The organism is Microbispora sp. CA-102843, assembly GCF_050936215.1.
Classification (GTDB): Bacteria; Actinomycetota; Actinomycetes; order Streptosporangiales; family Streptosporangiaceae; genus Microbispora.
Genome location: NZ_JBNJNF010000001.1, coordinates 7,750,738 through 7,771,140, shown reverse-complemented (window position 1 = coordinate 7,771,140; position 20,403 = coordinate 7,750,738). Strand labels below are relative to the sequence as shown.

At 70.8% G+C, this 20,403-nt stretch carries 14 protein-coding genes and 3 pseudogenes; 13 read left to right on the top strand and 4 right to left on the bottom strand.

What is annotated here, in order from left to right:
• The first annotated feature begins 241 nt into the window (after window positions 1-241).
• Together ACQEVJ_RS35955 and ACQEVJ_RS35950 are read left to right on the top strand one after the other, a co-directional pair.
• Window positions 242-1,735 carry a GMC oxidoreductase gene (locus ACQEVJ_RS35955; protein WP_433108974.1) on the top strand — a complete coding sequence of 498 codons (1,494 nt, stop codon included), beginning with the start codon at window positions 242-244 and terminating at the stop codon, window positions 1,733-1,735.
• A gap of 551 nt (window positions 1,736-2,286) precedes the next feature.
• Window positions 2,287-2,520, top strand: a pseudogene (locus ACQEVJ_RS35950) (alpha/beta fold hydrolase); the annotation flags it as partial.
• 228 nt (window positions 2,521-2,748) lie between these two features.
• On the opposite strand, the gene pdhA reads toward ACQEVJ_RS35950, so the two are convergent.
• Together pdhA and ACQEVJ_RS35940 are read right to left on the bottom strand one after the other, a co-directional pair.
• A complete protein-coding gene (gene pdhA, locus ACQEVJ_RS35945) occupies window positions 2,749-3,834 on the bottom strand; it encodes a pyruvate dehydrogenase (acetyl-transferring) E1 component subunit alpha (protein ID WP_433108972.1) in 1,086 nt (361 codons plus the stop codon).
• A gap of 174 nt (window positions 3,835-4,008) precedes the next feature.
• The gene (locus tag ACQEVJ_RS35940) at window positions 4,009-4,620 is read right to left on the bottom strand and encodes a TetR/AcrR family transcriptional regulator (RefSeq protein ID WP_433108970.1); all 612 of its coding nucleotides are present in this window, start codon (window positions 4,618-4,620) and stop codon (window positions 4,009-4,011) included.
• A 107-nt stretch (window positions 4,621-4,727) separates the two neighbouring features.
• Between ACQEVJ_RS35940 and ACQEVJ_RS35935 the strand changes: the two genes are divergently transcribed.
• The 5 genes from ACQEVJ_RS35935 (at window position 4,728) to ACQEVJ_RS35915 (ending at window position 12,675) form a co-directional block, all read left to right on the top strand.
• Window positions 4,728-7,220 (top strand): ATP-dependent Clp protease ATP-binding subunit, encoded by a 2,493-nt coding sequence (locus ACQEVJ_RS35935; protein WP_433108968.1) that lies wholly within the window; start codon window positions 4,728-4,730, stop codon window positions 7,218-7,220.
• A gap of 9 nt (window positions 7,221-7,229) precedes the next feature.
• Window positions 7,230-7,811, top strand: coding sequence for a hypothetical protein (locus tag ACQEVJ_RS35930; RefSeq protein ID WP_433108966.1), 582 nt, complete (start codon window positions 7,230-7,232; stop codon window positions 7,809-7,811).
• 162 nt (window positions 7,812-7,973) lie between these two features.
• A complete protein-coding gene (locus tag ACQEVJ_RS35925; protein WP_433108964.1) occupies window positions 7,974-9,059 on the top strand; it encodes an S-(hydroxymethyl)mycothiol dehydrogenase in 1,086 nt (361 codons plus the stop codon).
• A gap of 157 nt (window positions 9,060-9,216) precedes the next feature.
• Window positions 9,217-10,308, top strand: a complete 1,092-nt coding sequence (locus ACQEVJ_RS35920; RefSeq protein WP_433113168.1) for an aromatic ring-hydroxylating oxygenase subunit alpha — start codon at window positions 9,217-9,219, stop codon at window positions 10,306-10,308.
• 18 nt (window positions 10,309-10,326) lie between these two features.
• Entirely contained in the window at window positions 10,327-12,675 is a 2,349-nt protein-coding gene (locus tag ACQEVJ_RS35915; RefSeq protein WP_433108962.1) for an FdhF/YdeP family oxidoreductase, read from the top strand.
• Here ACQEVJ_RS35915 and ACQEVJ_RS35910 read toward each other — a convergent pair.
• Window positions 12,653-13,441, bottom strand: a complete 789-nt coding sequence (locus ACQEVJ_RS35910; protein ID WP_433108960.1) for an IclR family transcriptional regulator — start codon at window positions 13,439-13,441, stop codon at window positions 12,653-12,655. The genes ACQEVJ_RS35915 and ACQEVJ_RS35910 overlap by 23 nt on opposite strands.
• A gap of 223 nt (window positions 13,442-13,664) precedes the next feature.
• On the opposite strand from ACQEVJ_RS35910, the gene ACQEVJ_RS35905 reads away from it, so the two are divergent.
• The 5 genes and pseudogenes from ACQEVJ_RS35905 to ACQEVJ_RS35885 all read left to right on the top strand — a co-directional run bounded on the left by ACQEVJ_RS35905 (window position 13,665) and on the right by ACQEVJ_RS35885 (window position 17,385).
• Window positions 13,665-14,024, top strand: a complete 360-nt coding sequence (locus ACQEVJ_RS35905; RefSeq protein ID WP_433108958.1) for a hypothetical protein — start codon at window positions 13,665-13,667, stop codon at window positions 14,022-14,024.
• Window positions 14,021-14,683, top strand: a pseudogene (locus ACQEVJ_RS35900) (ABC transporter ATP-binding protein); the annotation flags it as partial. The gene ACQEVJ_RS35905 and the pseudogene ACQEVJ_RS35900, both read left to right, overlap by 4 nt.
• 50 nt (window positions 14,684-14,733) lie before the next feature.
• On the top strand, window positions 14,734-15,465 hold the full coding sequence (locus ACQEVJ_RS35895; protein WP_433108956.1) for an ABC transporter permease: 732 nt from the start codon (window positions 14,734-14,736) through the stop codon (window positions 15,463-15,465).
• A gap of 22 nt (window positions 15,466-15,487) precedes the next feature.
• Entirely contained in the window at window positions 15,488-16,738 is a 1,251-nt protein-coding gene (locus tag ACQEVJ_RS35890; RefSeq protein ID WP_433108954.1) for a sensor histidine kinase, read from the top strand.
• The gene (locus ACQEVJ_RS35885; protein ID WP_433108952.1) at window positions 16,735-17,385 is read left to right on the top strand and encodes a response regulator; all 651 of its coding nucleotides are present in this window, start codon (window positions 16,735-16,737) and stop codon (window positions 17,383-17,385) included. The genes ACQEVJ_RS35890 and ACQEVJ_RS35885 overlap by 4 nt, the downstream gene beginning before the upstream one ends.
• A gap of 22 nt (window positions 17,386-17,407) precedes the next feature.
• On the opposite strand, the pseudogene ACQEVJ_RS35880 reads toward ACQEVJ_RS35885, so the two are convergent.
• Window positions 17,408-17,736, bottom strand: a pseudogene (locus tag ACQEVJ_RS35880) (formyltransferase family protein); the annotation flags it as partial.
• A gap of 211 nt (window positions 17,737-17,947) precedes the next feature.
• Here ACQEVJ_RS35880 and ACQEVJ_RS35875 point away from each other — a divergent pair.
• Window positions 17,948-20,386, top strand: a complete 2,439-nt coding sequence (locus tag ACQEVJ_RS35875; protein ID WP_433108950.1) for a GcvT family protein — start codon at window positions 17,948-17,950, stop codon at window positions 20,384-20,386.
• Window positions 20,387-20,403: the final 17 nt, after the last annotated feature.

Below are 20,403 nucleotides of genomic sequence, written 5' to 3'. Positions count from 1 at the left end.
TTGGCAGGCGGGCTCCGGGGGCGTACACCTGTTTGTAACAGGTTCTCGTTTTTGTCCTGGCGGGGAGCGTCGCATGGGTGCAGCCTCCGTGAAATCCGCTTTCCGGTCAGGGTTACGGCCGGGACTGACCCGTCGCGGCTTCCTTGCTGCAACAGGTTTCACTCTTGGTGCGCTCGCTGCGCGGGGCCGCTGGACGGCCGCCGCGGCGGCGCCGCACCGCGCGCTCTCCGACGGCGACCGCGTGCCCGCGCTCGTGATCGGCAGCGGGTACGGCGGTGCGGTGGCCGCGCTCCGGCTCACGTGGGCAGGCGTGGACACCCACATCGTGGAGATGGGCCGGGCCTGGACGACGCCCGGCGCCGACGGCCGGATCTTCTGCGACATGCTGAATCCGGACGGCCGCGCTTACTGGCTGCGGACGAGGACGGCCCAGCCCGTGGGTTACCTCCTGGGGGTGCCGGCCGACCGGGGCATCGGCAGGTACACCGGTGTGCTCGACGCGGAGGACTTCCCCGGCGTCCGGGTGTACCAGGGGCGCGGCGTCGGCGGCGGGTCGCTCGTCAACGGCGGCATGGCCGTCGTCCCCAAGCGCGCCTACTTCGAGGAGATCCTGCCCGGCGTCGACGCCGACGAGATGTACCGGACGTACTTCCCGCGCGCCAACGCCGGCCTCGGCGTGAACGAGGTCGATCCCGCCTGGTTCGAGTCCGCCGAGTGCTACCGGTTCGCGCGGGCCGGCCGTGACGCCGCGCGACGGGCCGGCTTCGCCACCACGTTCGTGCCGAACGTCTACGACTTCGACTACATGGAGCAGGAGCAGGCGAACCGGGTGCCGCGCTCCGCGCTGGCGAGCGAGGTCATCTACGGCAACAACCACGGGAAGAGGTCCCTCGACAAGACCTATCTGGCCGCGGCGGCGGCCACCGGCAGGCTCAGCATCAGCCCGCTGCACACGGTCACCGGCGTCGCCCCGGCGGCTGGCCGGGGATACCGGGTGGAGATGGTGCAGACCGACACCTCCGGCGCCACGGTCGCCACCAAGTCGGTGGTCGCGGACCGGGTGTTCTTCGCGGCCGGGAGCGTCGGCACGAGCAAGCTGCTCGTCGCGATGAAGGCCCTGGGCAGGCTGCCCGACCTGCCCGACGCCGTCGGCCGGGGCTGGGGCAACAACGGCAACGTGATGGTCGCCAGGGCCGGCCACGTGTGGAACCCCACCGGCGCCCTGCAGTCGGGTATGCCGGTCGTCGGCATCGACAACTGGGCGTCGAGCGCGCCGGTGTTCGCGGAGATCGCGCCGTTCCCGGCCGGGGTCGAGCTGTGGATCAGCCTGTATCTCGCGATCACCAAGAACCCGAACCGGGGCCGCTTCGCGTTCGACCAGGCGACCGGCGCCGTCGGCCTGACCTGGCAGACCGCCCAGAACCGCCCGTCCGTCGAGGCGGCCAGGACGGTCTTCGACGCCGTCAACAGGAAGGAGGGCACGGTCTACAGGTCCGACCTGTTCGGCGTCGGCAAGGTGTGGGGCGACGACCTGGCCTACCACCCGCTCGGCGGCTGCGTGCTCGGCCAGGCCACCGACGCCTACGGCCGGCTGCCCGGCTACCCCGGCCTGTACGTCGTGGACGGCTCGCTGATCCCCGGCAGCACGGGCGTCAACCCGTTCGTCACGATCACCGCGCTCGCCGAACGCAACCTCGAAAAGATCATCACGACCGACCTCCAGCCTCCTGGGTAGAGGCCGGGGCATGGTCGTCATGCCGTCGGGACGGGTCGATCACCGGTGATGTATCACCGCTGGTCCGACATCGCGGTCATCCACTGGAGGTATCCGACCGAACTCGTGCACGCGTCTCCCGGCGTACGCGTACGGATCGGCATGCCGCACCCGGTCCACCGTCAGACGGCCGCGGCCTCGTCCCAGAAAGCGGCGAGGATCTCGTTCAGCCTCTCCGGCGCTTCGACGTGGGGGTAGTGGCCGGTGCCGGGGATCGACACGTGGCGCGCGCCGATCCGTTCGGCGGTGACCCGCGCGCACGCGACGAGGGGGACGCCGCCGCGCTCACGGTACGGCTCGGGCCCGCTCTCCCAGGCGCCTGAGACGACCAGCTTGGGGAACCCGGCCGCTCGCAGAGCGGGGAGCGGGATCCCGGCCTCCCAGCACACACGTTCACGCAGGACGGTGGCGGCCGCGCGCAGCCGCCGCCCGGTCGCCTCCAGTGGCGGCATGCCGGCCGAGTCGGCGGCGGCCCGCAGCCACTGCTCGGGCGTCAGCTCGGAGCACCCCCGGTGATCTTCGTGCACGGCTCCACCAGCTGGGGCGACGACCCGGTGTACGGATTCGCCGCGCAGGCGCCGCTGGCCGCCCGCTTCCGGCTGCTGCTCGTCGACCGGCGCGGGTACGGCGGCAGCCCCGACGCCGGGGAACGGTTCGCCGGCGACTACCTGGCCGACGCGGACGACGTCACCGAACTGCTCGGCGACGGCGCACACCTGGTCGGCCACTCCTACGGCGCGGTAGGGGTCATGCTCGCCGCGGCCCGCCGGCCCGCGGCGGTGCGGTCGCTGACCCTCATCGAACCGGGCTGCTACCAGGCGGTGCCCTGCGGTGCCTTCTGGACGGCCTCACCGCCCGCCGCGCCGGCTGAGGTCCTCCCGGCTGGGAGTCACGCTCCCCGACGCGTACGAGTCGCGGGACGGGCGACCCGAAAACACCGGTCCGAAAACACCGTTCCGAAAACACCGGCGGCGTCAGGCGCCGGGCTCCTCGAACCGGTCGAGGTAGGCGGCGTACCAGGCGCGCTCCTCCTCCACCAGCGCGTGCCGGTCGGCGTAGACGTGCTCGAACATGGCGTCCACCGGCGGGTCCGGCATGGCGATGACCCCGTCGCGCAGTTCGAGGGCCATGCGGTCGCCCTCCTCGTCGACCTCCGCGAAGAACGCCTCGTCGGCCATGCCCTCCCGCAGCAGGTACGCCCGCATGCGCGCGATCGGGTCCTTCTTCCGCCACGCGTCCACCTCCTCGGCGGGCCGATAACGGCCCGGGTCGTCGGAGGTGGTGTGGGGGCCCATCCGGTAGGTGTACGCCTCGATGAGGAACGGCCCGCCCCCGGCGCGCGCGTGCCGCAGCGCCGCCCTCGTCACGGCGAGGCAGGCCAGCACGTCGTTGCCGTCCACCCGTACGCCGGGGAAGCCGAAGCCCCGCGCGCGCTGGTAGATAGGCGCCCGGCTCTGCCGCCCGACGGGGTGCGAGATGGCCCACTGGTTGTTCTGGCAGAAGAACACCACCGGCGCGTCGAACACGGCCGCGAAGTTGAACGCCTCGCTGACGTCCCCCTCGCTCGCCGCGCCGTCGCCGAAATAGGCCACGACGGCCGAGTCGTCGCCGTCCCTGCGGACCCCCATGGCGTACCCCACGGCGTGCAGCGTCTGCGCGCCGAGGACGATCGTGTAGAGGTGGAAGCGCGTCTCGCGGGGATCCCAGCCGCCGTTCGTCGTGCCGCGCAACATGCCCATGAGCGTGAGGGGAGCGATGCCCCGGCACCAGGCGACGCCGTGCTCCCGATAGGAGGGGAACACGTGGTCGTCCGGAGCCAGCGCCCGGCCCGAGCCGATCTGGGCGGCCTCCTGCCCCAGGCAGGGGATCCACATCCCCAGCTCGCCGAGGCGCTGGAGGGCGAAGGCCTCCCGGTCGATCCGGCGCACCAGCGCCATGTCGCGGTACAGCCCCCGATACTGGCTCTTCGACAGGTCCAGGTCGTACTCGGGGTGCGCGACACGCTCGCCTTCGGGCGTGAGCAGCTGGACCAGATCTTCGGCCTCGTCCTGGCGCCGCACGTCGTCTCCTCTCTGACAACAGTGACGGGTGCCGGCGCATCGGACCCGTCTCCATCGACGGGGTCGTCGGCACCGTGCGCAGCCAATCATTGCGGCTGTGGGGCGCGAGGGTTCACACGACGTGCCCGCCACGCTGATGACCTGCGGCTTTCCGCGACCGCGGAGAGACGGGCGTCAGCCGGTCGCGGCGGCGGGGCGCAGGCCCGCGAAGACGATCGCGAGCGTACGGGCCCGCAGATCGGGCTCCCACCGGGTGTGCAGGGACGCCTGACATACGCCGATCAGCAGGGCCATGATCTCCGGCACCCGGACGTCGGGACGTACGGCCCCGGCCTGTTGGGCCTTGCCGACGAGCACCTCGACGGCCTCGCGCAGGGCGAGGACCGGCTTGGCGACGGTGACCGGGATGCCGGCCTGGGCGAGCAGGTCGACGACGGTCTTCTTCTCCGCGGCCTGCTCGACGGTGCGGGTGAAGAAGGTGAAGAAGGCGGAGGCGGGGTCGCCCTCTGCCGCGAGCGCCCGGGTCTCCTCGGCCAGCCTGACCGCGACCGCGTTCATGATCGCCTTGAGCAGGGACTCCTTAGTGGGGAAGTGCCGGAAGACGGTCCCGATCCCGACTCCGGCCTTCTGCGCGATCTCCTCCGTGGAGGCGGAGGGACCCTTGGCCGCGAAGACGGCCTCGGCGGCCTCCAGAATGCGCGTACGGTTGCGCTGGGCGTCGGCGCGCAGCGCCCTGGGCGGTCCCCCGGAGACGCCCGGCTCGGGAACGCGCTGGTCGTTCGGCATTCCTCGGCTCTCCCCACGCCTCGATTGACATCCGGATCGGCCGGTTCATAGCCTGTAACCGAAGTGGAGACTCCGATTGTAGGTCACGCCGCAGCGAGGAGTGCAGGATGTTCGAGAGGTTCACCGACCGTGCGCGGCGGGTTGTCGTCCTGGCCCAGGAAGAGGCCCGGATGCTCAACCACAACTACATCGGTACTGAGCACATTCTTCTTGGCTTGATCCATGAGGGTGAGGGTGTGGCGGCCAAGGCTCTGGAGAGCCTTGGGATCAGTCTCGAGGGGGTGCGCCAGCAGGTCGAGGAGATCATCGGCCAGGGGCAGTCGGCGCCGTCGGGACACATCCCCTTCACGCCGCGGGCCAAGAAGGTTCTTGAGCTGTCGCTGCGCGAGGCGTTGCAGCTCGGGCACAACTACATCGGCACCGAGCACATTCTTCTGGGGTTGATCCGGGAGGGTGAGGGTGTCGCGGCGCAGGTGCTGGTGAAGCTGGGCGCCGATCTGAACAGGGTGCGTCAGCAGGTCATTCAGTTGCTGCACGGCTATCAGGGCAAGGAGCCGGCGGCGGCGGGCGGGCCGCAGGAGTCGGCGCCGTCGACCTCTCTTGTGCTGGATCAGTTCGGGCGCAACCTGACCCAGGCCGCGCGGGAGGGCAAGCTCGACCCGGTGATCGGCCGGGACAAGGAGATCGAGCGGGTCATGCAGGTCCTGTCCAGGAGGACCAAGAACAACCCGGTGCTGGTGGGTGAACCCGGTGTGGGCAAGACCGCCGTGGTGGAGGGGCTGTCGCAGAAGATCGTCAAGGGTGAGGTGCCCGAGACGCTGAAGGACAAGCAGCTCTACACCCTGGACCTGGGTGCGCTGGTGGCCGGTTCCCGCTATCGCGGTGACTTCGAAGAGCGCCTGAAGAAGGTCGTCAAGGAGATCCGCACCCGGGGCGACATCATTCTGTTCATCGACGAGCTGCACACGCTGGTCGGCGCGGGCGCCGCCGAGGGCGCCATCGACGCCGCGAGCATTCTGAAGCCCCCTCTCGCGAGGGGCGAGCTGCAGACGATCGGCGCGACGACCCTGGACGAGTACCGCAAGCACGTCGAGAAGGACGCGGCGTTGGAGCGGCGGTTCCAGCCGATTCAGGTGGCCGAGCCGTCGCTGTCGCACACGATCGAGATCCTCAAGGGTCTGCGGGATCGTTACGAGGCGCATCACCGGGTGTCGATCACCGATGGCGCGCTGGTGGCGGCCGCGACGTTGGCGGATCGGTATATCAGTGACCGGTTCCTGCCGGACAAGGCGATCGACCTGATCGACGAGGCCGGGTCGCGGATGCGGATTCGCCGGATGACGGCGCCGCCGGACCTGCGCGAGTACGACGAGAAGATCGCGAATGTGCGGCGGGAGAAGGAGTCCGCGATCGACGCGCAGGACTTCGAGAAGGCCGCGGCGCTGCGGGATCAGGAAAAGCAGCTGCAGCTCAAGCGGGAGCGGCGGGAGAAGGAGTGGAAGGCCGGCGACATGGATGTCGTGGCCGAGGTGACCGAGGAGCTCATCGCCGAGGTCCTGGCCACCGCCACCGGCATCCCGGTGTTCAAGCTGACCGAGGAGGAGTCGCAGCGGCTGCTCCGGATGGAAGACGAGCTGCACAAGCGGATCATCGGTCAGGACGACGCGATCAAGGGTCTGTCCCGGTCGATCCGCCGCACCCGCGCCGGTCTGAAGGACCCGCGCCGTCCGGGTGGGTCGTTCATCTTCGCCGGCCCGTCGGGTGTGGGTAAGACCGAGCTGTCCAAGGCGCTGGCGGAGTTCCTGTTCGGGGACGAAGACGCGCTGATCATGCTGGACATGTCGGAGTTCATGGAGAAGCACACCGTCTCGCGGCTGTTCGGCTCCCCGCCCGGTTACGTCGGGTACGAAGAGGGCGGCCAGCTGACCGAGAAGGTGCGGCGCAAGCCGTTCTCTGTGGTCCTGTTCGACGAGGTCGAAAAGGCGCACGGGGACATCTTCAACTCGCTGCTGCAGATCCTGGAGGACGGTCGCCTGACCGACGCCCAGGGCCGGGTGGTGGACTTCAAGAACACCGTCATCATCATGACGACCAACCTCGGCACCCGGGACATCTCCAAGGCCGTGGGGCTGGGCTTCGCGAAGGCCAACGACGAGGAGAGCACCTACGAGCGGATGAAGGTCAAGGTGCAGGAGGAGCTCAAGCAGCACTTCCGGCCGGAGTTCCTCAACCGCGTCGACGACATCGTGGTCTTCCACCAGCTCACGCCCAAGGAGATCATCCAGATCGTGGACCTGATGCTCGCCCAGGTGGGCGAGCGGCTCAAGGACCGCGACATGGGCCTGGAGGTGTCTCCGGCCGCCAAGCAGGTCCTCGCCGACCGCGGGTACGACCCGGTGATGGGCGCCCGTCCGCTGCGCCGGACCATCCAGCGGGAGCTGGAGGACACGCTGTCGGAGAAGATCCTCTACGGCGAGCTGCGGCCCGGCCAGGTCGTCAAGATCGACATCGAGGGCGAGGGCGACAACGCCACGTTCGTCTTCGCCGGCGAGACCGCGCCTGCCACCGCCGCGCCGACCACCGCCGCGTCGAACGGCTGATCCCGCCCCATGGCCGGACACCAGGCCTTCTGGATCGACGGCCGATCCGACCGCGAACGCGCCCGTGACGGCGTCAGCCACTACTCCGAGCGCGTGTGGGAGAACATCGGCGAGTTCGAGGGGGTGTGGGGTGACATCGCCCCGGTCGCGTTCGCGTGCGCGGCCTGGCGGATCGCCACCCCACCCCTGACCTCGCCGGGGCTGGTGCGCTGGCACCGGCGGATCCTGTCCGCCTCCTGCGTGCGCAACGGCTGGGACGGGTCGCTGACGGCACGCGTCACACTCGTCTCCCCGCTGCCGGCCGCGCTGACGGTCTCGCGCGGCTGGTGGCGCGACCGCGGCTGGCGGGGCTGGCCGGAGATCTTCGGTCAGTTCGTCGAACCCGCAGAGCAGGACCTCGCGAAGGTCCCCCATCTGCGTCCCACCCTGCTCGTGGACGCCCCGGTGCCGCTCGAGGACCTGCCCGCGACGCCGGACGGGCCCGCGCGCGACCTGGCCGAGACGGCGCACCGCGCCCTCGCGGTCCTCGTACGGGAGCTGAACGACCTGCTCGCCCCGGTCGTCGCCCAACTGGAGCAGGGCCCCCGATAACAGGCGCGGGCAGGTGGCCGCGAGCCGCCTGACCGGCGGGCGACAACCCTCACTTCACCTCTTGACAGTGGCCTTGCACGGCCTCAGTCTGTTGCGCATAGTGCTATGTGTTTCGTCTTGCACAACTAATGCACGCTGACTGATTCGAGGGAAAGAGAGACCATGGCGCACGAAGTCCGCGGGGTCGTCGCGAGGGGCAAGGGACAGCCGGTCAGCCTGGAGACCGTCGTCGTCCCCGACCCGGGTCCGGGTGAGGCACTCGTGGCCGTGCAGGCCTGCGGGGTGTGCCACACCGACCTGCACTACCGTGAGGGCGGCATCAACGACGACTTCCCGTTCCTTCTCGGGCACGAGGCGGCCGGAGTGGTCGAGGCGGTCGGCGAGGGGGTGACCGACGTCGCCCCCGGCGACTTCGTCATCCTCAACTGGCGCGCGGTCTGCGGCGCCTGCCGCGCCTGCCTGCGCGGACGCCCGCAGTACTGTTTCGCCACCCACAACGCCACGCAGAAGATGACGCTGGCCGACGGCACCCCGCTGTCCCCGGCGCTCGGGATCGGCGCGTTCGCCGACAAGACGCTCGTCGCGGCCGGACAGTGCACCAAGGTCGACCCGAGCGCGTCGCCGGTCGCGGTCGGCCTGCTCGGCTGCGGGGTCATGGCGGGGCTCGGCGCGGCCATCAACACCGGCGGGGTGACCCGCGGTGACTCGGTCGCCGTCATCGGCTGCGGCGGCGTGGGCGACGCGGCCGTCGCGGGCGCGCACCTGGCCGGCGCGACCACGATCATCGCGGTGGACGTGGACGACACCAAGCTCGCCTGGGCCCGCCGCTTCGGCGCCACCCACACCGTCAACTCCCGCGACACCGACGCGGTGGAGGCGATCCGCGACCTGACCGGCGGCTTCGGCGCCGACGTCGTGATCGAGGCGGTGGGCCGCCCTGAGACGTACAAGCAGGCCTTCTACGCCCGCGACCTGGCCGGCACCGTCGTGCTCGTCGGCGTGCCGACCCCGGAGATGACGCTCGACCTGCCGCTGCTCGACGTCTTCGGGCGCGGCGGCGCGCTCAAGTCCTCCTGGTACGGCGACTGCCTGCCCAGCCGCGACTTCCCCATGCTCGTCTCCCTCTACCAGCAGGGACGGCTCGACCTGGACGCGTTCGTCACCGAGACGATCGCCCTCGAGGACGTCGAGTCGGCCTTCGAGAAGATGCACCACGGTGAGGTGCTGCGCTCCGTCGTGGTGCTCTGACCGGCTCTTCGACACTTACCGGCTCTCCGCACGCTGACCGGCTTTCCGCTGTGACCGGCTTTCCCCTGAACATCTCAGTTCCGCGACGCGCTACGCAGGACCACTGCGCACACCCCCAGGAGCCAAAGTGAGCACCACCAGCCTGCCCCCCAGCCTGATGGCCACGCTGCCGGGCGAGCACTACACCGACCCCCAGGTCTTCGCGTTGGAGCAGAAGCACATCTTCGAGTCGATGTGGTTCTGCGCGGCCCGGGCCGCCGACCTGCCCAAGCCCGGGGCGTTCAGGACCGTCCAGATCGGCACCGAGAGCATCCTGATCACGCGGGCGCGGGACAACTCGATCCGCGCGTTCTACAACGTCTGCCGCCACCGCGGCGCCCGGATCTGCACCGAGGAGTCCGGCGAGGTCAAGCGGGCCTTCCAGTGCCCGTACCACGCCTGGACGTACGACCTTGAGGGCAAGCTCATCGCGGCCCCCAACCTCACCAAGATGCCCGACCTCGACCGGGTCGAGTACGGCCTCGTCAACGTGGCGGTGCGGGAGTGGCTGGGCTACGTGTGGGTCTGCCTGGCCGACGAGCCGCCCTCGTTCGAGGACACCGTGCTCGGCGAGGTGCGCACGCGTCTCGGCGACGTGGCCTCCCTCGACAACTACGACGTCGCCAACCTGGCGCTCGGCCGCCGGATCGTGTACGACGTGAAGGCGAACTGGAAGCTCATCGTCGAGAACTTCATGGAGTGCTACCACTGCGCGACCATCCACCCCGAGCTGACCGAGGTGCTGCCGGAGTTCGCCGACGGCTACGCGGCGCAGTACTACGTGGGCCACGGCGCGCTGTTCGGCGAGGACATCCAGGGGTTCACGGTCGACGGCTCCGAGGGGCTCGACCGCATCCCGACCATCAGCGAGGACCAGGACCGGCGCTACTATGCGATCACGATCAAGCCGCAGGTGTTCGTCAACATGGTGCCCGACCATGTGATCACCCACCGGATGTTCCCGCTCGCGGCCGACCGCACGGTGGTGGAGTGCGACTGGCTCTACCTGCCGGAGGTCGTGGCCGGGGGCAAGGACATCAGCCGGTCGGTGGAGCTGTTCCACCGGGTCAACGAGCAGGACTTCGAGGCCTGCGAGCGCACCCAGCCCTCGATGAGCTCCCGGACGTACGCCAAGGGCGGCGTGCTGGTGCCGAGCGAGCACCACATCGGGCTGTTCCATGATTGGGTACGGGGCAAGCTCGGCCAGTGAGGTTGGAGGAGATGCGAGGTGACGCGTAAGGCGCCTCGAGAGGACGTCGGAGACGAAGGCCTGGAGATCCGCTCGCCCAAGACCTGGGCGGGCGGGGTTCCGGCGGTCGGCCATGCGCTCGGCACGGCGTACCGGCAGATGGGCGCGGGGCGGACGGTGCTGACCCTGCTGCGGGTCAACCAGAAGTCCGGCTTCGACTGCCCGGGATGTGCCTGGCCCGAGGGCGACGGCCACCGCAGTCCCGCCGAGTTCTGCGAGAACGGCGCGAAGGCGGTGGCGGAGGAGGCGACGGTCCGCAGGGTCACCCGCGCGTTCTTCGCCGAGCACCCGGTGGACGAGCTGGCCCGGCGCAGCGACTACTGGCTGGGCCAGCAGGGCCGGCTCACGGAGCCGATGTACAAGCCGGCGGGCTCGGACCACTACGAGCCGATCTCGTGGGAGGACGCCTTCGGCGTCGTCGCGCGCGAGCTGCGCGCGCTCGACCACCCCGACCAGGCCGTCTTCTACACCTCCGGCCGCACCTCCAACGAGGCCGCCTTCGCCTACCAGCTCCTCGTCCGCCGCTTCGGCACCAACAACCTGCCCGACTGCTCCAACATGTGCCACGAGTCGAGCGGCTCGGCGCTGACCGAGACGCTCGGCATCGGCAAGGGGACGGTGCTGCTGGAGGACCTGCACCGGGCCGACCTCGTCTTCGTGGTCGGCCAGAACCCCGGCACCAACCACCCCCGCATGCTCACCGCGCTGGAGCGCGCGAAGCGCAACGGGGCGCGGATCGTGGCGGTCAACCCGCTGCCGGAGGCGGGGCTGATGCGCTTCCGCAACCCGCAGCGGCCCTCCGGCCTCGCCGGGACCGGGACGGCGCTGTCCGACCGCTTCCTGCAGATCCGCCTGGGCGGCGACCTGGCGCTGTTCCAGGCGCTGTCGCTGCTCCTGCTGGAGGCCGAGGACGCCGCGCCCGGCACGGTGGTGGACCGCGAGTTCGTCGAGGCGCACACGCACGGGTTCGAGGCCTGGGAGAAGCACGTACGCGGGCTCGACGGTGCTGGTCCGAACTGGGCCGAGGTGCTGGAGGCCACCGGGCTGACCCGTGCCGAGATCGAGGAGACGGCCCGCGACGTGCTGGCCGCCCGCTCGGTCGTGGTCTGCTGGGCCATGGGCCTCACCCAGCATCGCAAGTCGGTCCCGACGATCAGGGAGATCGTCAACTTCCTGCTGCTGCGCGGCAACGTGGGACGGCCCGGCGCGGGCGTGTGTCCCGTACGCGGCCACTCCAACGTGCAGGGCGACCGGACGATGGGCATCTACGAGAAGCCCAGGCCGGAGTTCCTCGACGCGCTGGAGAGCGAGTTCGGCTTCCCGCCGCCCCGCGAGCACGGCCACGACACCGTGGAGGCCATCCGCGCCATGCGCGACGGGGACGCCAGGGTGTTCTTCGCCATGGGCGGCAACTTCGTCTCCGCGACGCCGGACACCGCCGCGACGGAGGCGGCCCTGCGCCGCTGCCGGCTCACCGTGCAGGTGTCGACCAAGCTGAACCGGTCGCACGCCGTCTGCGGCGAACAGGCGCTCATCCTGCCCACGCTCGGCCGCACCGAGCGGGACGTCCAGGCCGGCGGCGAGCAGTTCGTCACGGTCGAGGACTCGATGGGCGCGGTGCACGCCTCGCGCGGACGGCTGCGCCCGGCGTCGGACGCGCTGCTGTCCGAGGTGGCGATCGTGTGCCGGCTGGCCCGCGAGCTGCTCGGCGACGACCCCCACGTGCCGTGGGCCGACTTCGAGGCCGGGTATGACGCGATCAGGGAGCGCATCGAGCGGGTGGTGCCCGGGTTCGGCGACTTCAACGCGCGAGTGCGCAGGCCGGGGGGCTTCCTCCTGCCGAACGCGCCGCGCGACGAGCGCCGCTTCCCCACGGCCACGGGGAAGGCGAACTTCACGGTCAACCCGCTGGAGGTGCTGCGCGTGCCCCCGGGCCGCCTCCTGCTGCAGACCGTGCGCAGCCACGACCAGTACAACACCACGATCTACGGGCTGAACGACCGTTACCGCGGCATCGCCAACGGGCGGCGGGTGGTGTTCGTGCATCCCGACGACCTGGCCGAGCGCGGTCTCGCCGACGGTGACATGCTCGACCTCATCAGCGAGTGGCCGGACGGCGAGCGCGTGGCGGAGGGATTCCGGGCCGTCGCCTATCCGACGGCGCGGGGCTGCTGCGCGGCCTACTTCCCGGAGACCAATGTGCTGGTGCCCCTGGACTCGGTGGCGGAGACGTCGAACACGCCCACGTCCAAGAGCGTCGTCGTACGGCTGCGGCGTGCGGCGGGAAGCGCGGCGGGGGAGAAGGCTATCCGCCGAGGCGGTGACTGATCTCCTCGGCTCCCCTGACGAGGACCGGGGCCAGTTCGCGCATGCGGCCCTCACTGAACCGGTAGGCGGGCCCGGACGCGCTGACCGCCGCCACGACCTCTCCGCCGAAGGAGCGGACGGGGGCGGCGAGCGCGTTCAGGCCCACCTCCAGCTCCTCCAGCGTCAGCGCCCAGCCGTGCTCGCGCACCTCCGCCAGTTGCCGCTCCAGGTCCTCCCCCGCGGTCACCGTGTTCGGCGTGTAGCGCCGCAGGCCGGCGGCGCGCATCAGGTCGTCGCGGCGCTGCCGGTCCACGTACGCCAGCAGGACCTTGCCGCTCGACGTCGCGTGCAGGGGCGTGAGCTGACCCACCCAGTTGTAGGCGGTGACGGCGGAGGGGCCGCGCACCTGGTCGAGGTTGACCGCGTAGTGCGAGCGCAGGACGGCGATGTTCACCGTCTCGCCGATCTCCTCCGCCAGGCGCTGGCAGACGGGCCTGCTCTGCTGGGTGACGTCCATCCGCATGGAGACGCTGCCGGCGAGGCGGACGAGCCCGAAGCCGAGGCGATACTTGCCGCGATCCTCGGTCTGCTCGACGAGCCCGCGGGACTCCAGGGCCCCCAGCAGGCGGAAGGCGGTCGACTTGTGGACCTCGATCTCGGCGGCGATCTCGGTGACCCCGGCCTCCCCGCGGCCAGCGAGGATCTCCATGATGCTGATCGCCCGGTCCACGGACTGCACGCCGCCGCCGTTGGCCTCGGCCCTGGCACCGGAAGCGTCGTTGCTCATAGCGGGACTGTAGCGCTTGACGCAACCCTGAGCTGGGGCGTCGCGGGATTCCCAGGAGACCCCTGCTTCCACGCCCCTGAATCCACCGATCGGTGGAGTCGCTCCACCGCGTGGGCGAGCCGCCGATTCCACCGCCCGCTCGGGAGATCGGGCGATCCGCATGGGGTGCCTCCGTTGCGACGCTGATCTCCGTCGGCGAACGGAGAGACGGAGGCACACCGACATGCGCAATGTGGTCTGGCTGATCAGCGGGTACGCCGCGGTCAGCCTGCTGACGCTGATGGCGATGATCATGTTTCGGCACGACGCGACGATGGTCACCACCGCGGTCTGGATCCGCGGCACCATCGTCGCCGCGGGCTCGCTGCTCACGCTTTTCTTCGCGGTCCGGGCGGCCCGCGGCGACCGCAGGATGCTGCTGCGGCTGCGGGTCGTCACCGCGGTCATGCTGGTCGCGATCGTGGTGATCATCGCGCTGCCCGGCACGTTCCCGCTCTGGTTCAAGCTCGAGCAGGGCATCTGCGGGCTGCTCCTGCTGGCCGTGGTCGTACAGATCAACCGGCGCCCGGTGGTCCGGCCGTGAGTGCGGTGATCGAAGTGGAGAACCTCCACAAGAGCTACGGGAGCACGGTGGCCGTGGATGACGTCTCGTTCACCGTGACACAGGGGGAGATCTTCGGCATCCTCGGGCGCAACGGCGCCGGGAAGACCACGACCGTGGAGTGCCTCGTGGGCCTGCGGGCGCCGGACCGCGGCCGGATCCGCGTGCTGGGCCGCGACCCGCGGCGCGACCACGCCGAGCTGACCCGGCGGGTGGGCGTGCAACTGCAGGACAGCCAGCTGCCCGAGCGGCTGCGGGTGGGCGAGGCGATGCGGCTCTACCAGTCGTTCTATCCGGACCCGGCCGATCCGGGGGAGTTGCTGGCGCAGCTCGGGCTGGCCGGGCGGGAGAGGACACCGTACGGGAAACTCTCCGGCGGCCAGAAGCAGCGGCTCGCGATCGCGCTCGCGTTGATCGGGCGGCCCCGGATCGCCGTGCTCGACGAGCTCACCACCGGGCTGGACCCGCACGCCCGGCGCGACACGTGGGATCTGATCGACGGCGTCCGCGCCGGTGGCGTCACGATCGTGCTGGTCACCCACTTCATGCCGGAGGCCGAACGCCTCTGCGACCGGATCGCGGTGATCGACGCCGGCCGGGTGCTGGTCACCGGTACGCCGGCCGAACTCATCGAGCGCGCCGGGCAACCCACGCTGGAGGACGCGTTCGTGGCGCTGACCGGGAGGAACTCATGACCACGCTGACGCTGACCGAGCTGAAGCTGTTCCTGCGGGAGAAGTCGGGGCCGGCCTTCGGGGTCGGGCTGCCGCTGCTCCTGCTGATCGTCTTCGGCAACCTGCCGTTCTACAACGAGCACCGGGCCAACCTCGGCGGGCTGAGGCTGCTGGACACGTACGTGCCCATCCTGGTGGCCTTTGTCCTGGCCGTACTCGCCCTGAACGTGCTGCCGCCGGTGCTCGCCGGCTACCGCGAGAAGGGGGTGCTGCGGCGGCTGCGGACCACGCCGGTCGGGCCGGTCCGGCTGCTGGCCGCGCAGCTGATCGTCATGCTGCTGACCGCCGTGGTCGCGGTGTCCGCGCTGCTGCTGGTCGCGCGGTTCGCGTTCGGGGTGGTGCTGCCCCGGCAGATGGCCGGCTTCCTGTTGACCACGCTGCTGGCGGCGGTCGCGCTGATGGCCGTCGGCCTGCTCGTCACCGCGGCCGCACCCGGCGGGCGGGCGGCCAACGCGCTCGGCGCCGTCGTCTTCTACCCGCTGGTCTTCCTCGGCGGCCTGTTCCTGCCGATCCCGGTCATGCCGCCGATGCTGCGGCACATCAGCCAGGTCACCCCGATGGGTGCCGCGGTCACCGCGCTGCAGGACGCCACGAACGGGCACTGGCCGCACTGGCTCGCTCTGGTCACGTTGCTCGCGTGGGCGGCCGGGGCGGCCGTGGCGGCGGCTAGATTGTTCCGCTGGGAGTAGGTACACGATGCAGAGTTGGCAGATGGCGGGGCCGGCGGCCTGGGAGCAGCGGTTCCGGCCCATGGTCACCGTGGTCCCGTACGTGCTGCTGGCCGTCATGGCCGCCCTGACCATCGCCTTCAAGCACGACCAGCCGGGCTCCCTCACCATCGACCTCGCGCTCTGCGCGGCGGCCGCGGTGTGGAGCCTGGCGCTCTTCACGCTGCACCCGGCGTGGCGCGACCGGATCGGCGTGATGGGCGTCTTCCTGGCCGGCCTGATTCTGTTCGGGATGGTCATGGTCCTGCGCAACCCATGGTTCGGCTTCTACACGCCGGTGCTGTACTTCTACGCGTATCGGATCATCGGCTGGCCGCGCGAGCTGTACTTCATCGCCGGCGCCGCCGTGGTGGCCGGCACGGCACAGTCGGCCGACCTGGACACCGGCTCCTGGGTCGGCCGCCTCGAGTACCTGGCGATCCTGGTCATCAACATCGCGCCGATGTGCCTGGTGGCCTGGATGGGCGAGATCGGCACGCGGTACTACGACTCCCGGGAGGCGGCGCTGCGTGAGGCCCGGGAGGCCAACGCGCGGCTGGCCGCGGCGCTGGCCGAAAACGCGGCGCTGCAGGAACGGCTGGTCGAGCAGGCCCGCGCGGCCGGCGTCCTGGACGAGCGGGCCCGGATGGCTCGAGAGATCCACGACACGCTGGCCCAGAGCCTGACCGGCATCGTCACCCAGTTGCAGGCCGCCGAGCACGCGGCGGACGACCCGGCCGCGTGGCGCCGGCACCACGCGGCGGCGACCGCGCTGGCCCGGGAGGGCCTGACCGAGGCGCGGCGCTCGGTGAACGAGTTGCGCCCGGAGCCGCTGGAGACCGGCCGCCTGGCCGACGCCATCACCGAGGTGGTGGCCAAGTGGTCGGCCCGCCACAGCATCCCGGCCCAGGTCACCGTCACCGGCGAAACCCGCACGATGCGCCCGGAGGCCGAGGTCGCCCTGTTACGGGTCGCCCAAGAGGCCTTGGCCAACGTCGCCAAGCATGCCGGCACCGCCACCCGCGTCGGTCTCACCCTTTCCTACATGGACCAGCAGGTGGCCCTCGACGTCCGCGATGACGGCCGCGGCTTCGACCCGGCCGCCCAGGTCGAGCGCGACGGGGGCTTCGGGTTGGTGGCGATGCGGCAGCGGATAGAGGCGTTGTCGGGCACGTTGCAGATCGAATCGGAGGTGGGGGGCGGGACGGGGATCTCGGCCTGCCTGCCCGCCGAGGCGCCGGAGGTGCGTTCGTGAGTGACCCGATCAAGCTGCTCATCGCCGACGACCACCCGGTGGTGCGGGACGGGCTGAGCAGCATGTTCGCCCGCGACCCCGAGTTCACCGTGGTCGGCGAGGCGGCGGACGGGGCCGAGGCGGTCCGGCTGGCCGAGGCGCTCGGGCCGGACGTGATCCTGATGGACCTGCGGATGGCCGGCATGGACGGCGTCACCGCGATCGGCGAGCTGGCCCGGCGCGGCGTACCGGCCCGGGTGCTGGTGCTGACCACCTACGACACGGACAGCCACGTGCTGCCCGCGATCGAGGCCGGCGCCACCGGCTACCTGCTCAAGGACGCGCCGCGAGACGAGCTGCTGCGCGCCGTACGCGCGGCGGCCCGCGGCGAGGTCGCGCTCTCTCCGTCGGTCGCCGCCCGCCTGATGAGCCGGCTGCGCACCCCGGCGCCGTCGACCGGCCCGTTGAGCCAGCGCGAGCTGGAGGTGCTGCGCCTGGTCGCGGCCGGGCACACCAACCGGGAGGCGGCCGCCCGGCTGTTCATCACCGAGGCCACGGTCAAGACGCACCTGCTCAACATTTACGCGAAGCTCGACGTCAACGACCGTGCGGCCGCGGTCGCGGAGGGTTACAACCGCGGCCTGCTCGGTGCTCCCGAGCGTCCGTGAATGTACTCGACGGTGCGGGGGGTCAGCGGAAGACGACGGTGCGGTCGCCGTTGAGGAGCACGCGGCTCTCGCTGTGCCGGCGTACGGCCCTGGCCAGCACCTGCGCCTCCACGTCGCGGCCCACGGTGACGAGTTCGTCCGGGTCGAGCGAGTGGTCCACGCGCGCCACGTCCTGCTCGATGATCGGCCCCTCGTCGAGGTCGGCGGTGACGTAGTGCGGGGTCGCGCCGATCAGCTTGACGCCGCGCTCGTGGCGTTGATCGCCCGCCCCTCCAGGCGCTTGCACATGTCGTCGCTCAGGACCTGCATGTAGCGGGCGAGCACGACCAGGTCGGTGCCGAGCTCCTCCACGTCATGTGGAAGGTGAAGGCCTGGCTGCCGTCGCAAAGCTGAGCCACAGCCTCACCGTCGTGCCCGGTGCCGATCTTCCCCCTGATCGGCACCGGGCACGATTTTGTCGTGTTTTTGGTGCTTGACACCCGCAATGTGACACGTCACGCTTGTTGCGTTAAGCGCATAATGTTGCGAATTGCGCAACAACAATGCAGCAACGGAGGTGGATATGACGGGCCCGCGCGTCGTCATCATCGGAGCAGGCGTCGTCGGTGCGGCGCTCGCCGACGAACTGTCGGCCCGGGGCTGGACGGACGTCACCGTGGTCGACCAGGGCCCGGTGCCCGCGACCGGGGGCTCCTCCTCGCACGCCCCGGGACTGGTCTTCCAGATCAACGGGTCGAAGACCATGACCGAGATGGCGCGCTACACCGTCGAAAAGCTCTGCTCCCTCGACCTCGACGGCGAGCCCTGTTTCCTCCAGGTCGGCGGGCTCGAGGTCGCGACCAGCCCGGAACGGCTCGCCGAGCTGCACCGGCGGCACGGCTGGGCCACGTCCTGGGGCGTCGAGTCGCGCCTGCTCACCCCCGCCGAGTGCGCCGAGCACCACCCCCTGGTGGACCCCGGCACCGTGCTGGGCGGCCTGTTCATCCCCACCGACGGCCTCGCCAAGGCCGTACGCGCGGTCGACGCGCAGCTCGGGCGGGCGCGGTCGCGCGGCGTACGGGTGCTGGAGCGGCACGAGGTGCTCGACGTCCGCACCGAGGACGGCCGGGTGGCAGGCGTGGTGACCGACCAGGGTGAGATCCCCGCCGACGTCGTGGTCTGCTGCGCCGGCATCTGGGGGCCGAAGGTGGCCGGCATGGTCGGCATGCCGCTGCCGCTGACCCCGCTCGCGCACCAGCTCGCCTGGACCGGCCAGGTGCCCGCCCTCGCCGGACGCGAGGAGGAGGCGACGCTGCCGATCCTGCGGCACCAGGACGCCGACCTCTACTACCGCCAGCGGTTCGACGGCGTCGGCATCGGCTACTACGGCCACCGGCCGATGCCGATCAGTCCCGACGAGCTGCTTTCCGTGGACGAGGCCGCGGTCATGCCGTCGGTGCTGACGTTCACGCCGGAGGACTTCGAGGACGCCTGGACCGAGACCCAGCGGCTGCTGCCCGGCACCCGCGCGGCGGAGATCGAGGAGGGCATCAACGGGCTGTTCTCCTTCACCCAGGACCACATGCCGCTGATGGGCGAGTCCCCCGACGTGAAGGGCTTCTGGGTCGCCGAGGCGGTCTGGGTGACCCACTCCGCGGGCGTCGGCAAGGCGATGGCCGAGTGGCTGGTCGACGGCCACTGCTCGTCGTTCGACCTGCACGAGTGCGACGTCAACCGGTTCGAGCCGCACCAGCTCGCGCCCGAATACGTGCTGGCCCGCGACTGCCAGAACTTCGTCGAGGTCTACGACATCATCCACCCGCTCCAGCCGATGGAGGAGCCGCGGCCGGTGCGCCTCAGCCCCTTCCACACCCGGCAGCGCGAGCTGGACGCCTTCTTCCTGGAGGCCGTCGGCTACGAGCGGCCGCAGTGGTACGGCGCGAACGCCCGCCTGCTGGAGGGCCGCGACATTCCCACGCCCAACGACTGGGCGGCGCGTTACTGGTCGCCGATCGTCGGCGCGGAGGCCCAGGCGTCCCGCGAGTCCGTCGCGGTGTACGACATGACCGCGCTGAAGCGGCTGGAGGTCGCCGGCCCCGGCGCCCTCGCCTTCCTGCAGCGGCTGACGACCGGCCAGATGGACAAGTCGGTCGGCTCCGTGACCTACTGCCTGCTGCTCGACGAGGACGGCGGCATCCGCAGCGACGTGACCGTCGCCCGGCTGGGCCGCGACGTGTTCCAGGTCGGCGCCAACGGCAACCTCGACCTCGACTGGTTCCACCGCCACCTGCCCGCGGACGGCTCGGTCATGGTCCGCGACATCACGGCCGGCACCTGCTGTCTCGGCGTCTGGGGGCCTCACGCCCGCGACCTCGTCCAGCCGCTGACCGACGCCGACTTCTCCAACCAGGGCTTCCGCTACTTCCGGGCGAAGAAGGCGTACATCGGCACCGTGCCGGTCACCGCGCTGCGGCTGTCGTACATCGGCGAGCTGGGCTGGGAGCTCTACACCACCGCGGACCTGGGCGCCAAGCTGTGGGACACGCTCTGGGAGGCCGGGCAGCGATACGGGATCATCGCCGGCGGGCGCGGCGCCTTCGCGAGCCTGCGGCTGGAGAAGGGCTACCGGTCCTTCGGCACCGACATGACCTTCGAGCACGACCCGTACGAGGCCGGGCTCGGGTTCGCGGTGAAGATGGACAAGGGCGACTTCATCGGCCGTGAGGCGCTGGCACGGCGCAAGGAGAACATGCGCCGCCGCCTCACCTGCCTGACCATCGACGACCCCACGCAGGTGGTCATGGGCAGGGAGCCCGTCTACGACGGCGACACGAGCGTCGGCTACGTCACCAGCGCGGCCTTCGGCTACACGATCGGCAAGGGCATCGCCTACGCGTGGCTACCCGCCGAGCTCGCGACGCCCGGACGGACGCTGGAGATCGGCTACTTCGACCGGCGGGTGACCGCCGTGGTCGCCGAGGAGCCCCTGTTCGACCCCGCCATGGAACGGCTGCGCAGCTAGTGAGGACTGAAGTGAAC

Bases quoted from the DNA above. Each gene is read 5' to 3' on its own strand.
- ACQEVJ_RS35940 (WP_433108970.1), bottom strand. From the start codon at position 4,620: ATGCCGAACGACCAGCGCGTTCCCGAGCCGGGCGTCTCCGGGGGACCG.
- ACQEVJ_RS35935 (WP_433108968.1), top strand. From the start codon at position 4,728: ATGTTCGAGAGGTTCACCGACCGTGCGCGGCGGGTTGTCGTCCTGGCC.
- ACQEVJ_RS35930 (WP_433108966.1), top strand. From the start codon at position 7,230: ATGGCCGGACACCAGGCCTTCTGGATCGACGGCCGATCCGACCGCGAA.
- ACQEVJ_RS35925 (WP_433108964.1), top strand. From the start codon at position 7,974: ATGGCGCACGAAGTCCGCGGGGTCGTCGCGAGGGGCAAGGGACAGCCG.
- ACQEVJ_RS35920 (WP_433113168.1), top strand. From the start codon at position 9,217: ATGGCCACGCTGCCGGGCGAGCACTACACCGACCCCCAGGTCTTCGCG.
- ACQEVJ_RS35910 (WP_433108960.1), bottom strand. From the start codon at position 13,441: ATGAGCAACGACGCTTCCGGTGCCAGGGCCGAGGCCAACGGCGGCGGC.
- ACQEVJ_RS35905 (WP_433108958.1), top strand. From the start codon at position 13,665: ATGCGCAATGTGGTCTGGCTGATCAGCGGGTACGCCGCGGTCAGCCTG.
- ACQEVJ_RS35895 (WP_433108956.1), top strand. From the start codon at position 14,734: ATGACCACGCTGACGCTGACCGAGCTGAAGCTGTTCCTGCGGGAGAAG.
- ACQEVJ_RS35890 (WP_433108954.1), top strand. From the start codon at position 15,488: ATGGCGGGGCCGGCGGCCTGGGAGCAGCGGTTCCGGCCCATGGTCACC.
- ACQEVJ_RS35875 (WP_433108950.1), top strand. From the start codon at position 17,948: ATGACGGGCCCGCGCGTCGTCATCATCGGAGCAGGCGTCGTCGGTGCG.